Origin of the sequence: Burkholderia latens (genome assembly GCF_902499045.1) — a bacterium.
In the GTDB taxonomy this organism is placed as follows: domain Bacteria; phylum Pseudomonadota; class Gammaproteobacteria; order Burkholderiales; family Burkholderiaceae; genus Burkholderia; species Burkholderia latens.
Genome location: NZ_CABVPL010000110.1, coordinates 1 through 781, shown reverse-complemented (window position 1 = coordinate 781; position 781 = coordinate 1). Strand labels below are relative to the sequence as shown.

The following is a 781-nucleotide window of genomic DNA, read 5'->3' as shown; positions in this document are numbered from 1 at the left end:
CAAGTTGAGCGCTCACGCTTATCGGCTGTAAATTAAAGACAGACTCAGGGGTCTGTAGCTCAGTCGGTTAGAGCACCGTCTTGATAAGGCGGGGGTCGTTGGTTCGAATCCAACCAGACCCACCATTGTCTGGCGGTAGGTACCTGAGGGAATCTGTACTCATGGGGGCATAGCTCAGCTGGGAGAGCACCTGCTTTGCAAGCAGGGGGTCGTCGGTTCGATCCCGTCTGCCTCCACCAATCACCAACGCCAAGAGTTTGCTGAAAAATCAGCGAGCGCTTTGCATTGGCGATTGAGCCAGTCAGAGCGGTACGAAAGTATCGGCTGTCGTTCTTTAACAATCTGGAAGAAGTAAGTAATTTGGATAGCGGAAGCGTCTTTGAGATGGACGTGGAAACTATCCGGGTTGTGATTGTATCGATGTATCTCAAGATGATTCGAACTTCATGTTCGGCTCAATTGGAATACGGCACAACGCGAGAACTCAACCTGTAGCGACTGTCGCGTCGAAAGATGAGACAGACTCGTTATAGGGTCAAGCGAACAAGTGCATGTGGTGGATGCCTTGGCGATCACAGGCGATGAAGGACGCGGTAGCCTGCGAAAAGCTACGGGGAGCTGGCAAACGAGCTTTGATCCGTAGATGTCCGAATGGGGAAACCCACTCCGTATGGAGTATCCATGGCTGAATACATAGGCCATGCGAAGCGAACGCGGTGAACTGAAACATCTAAGTAACCGCAGGAAAAGAAATCAACCGAGATTCCCAAAGTAGTGGCGA

Annotated in this window: 2 tRNA genes and 1 rRNA gene; all 3 read left to right on the top strand. The window is 51.2% G+C overall.

The features are described from left to right. The first annotated feature begins 48 nt into the window (after positions 1 to 48). Positions 49 to 125: transfer RNA gene (locus tag BSE24067_RS32180), tRNA-Ile, on the top strand. A 38-nt stretch (positions 126 to 163) separates the two neighbouring features. Then, a tRNA-Ala gene (locus BSE24067_RS32175) sits at positions 164 to 239 on the top strand. Between the two features lie 294 nt (positions 240 to 533). Next, positions 534 to 781: ribosomal RNA gene (locus BSE24067_RS32170) — 23S ribosomal RNA — on the top strand; the annotation flags it as partial.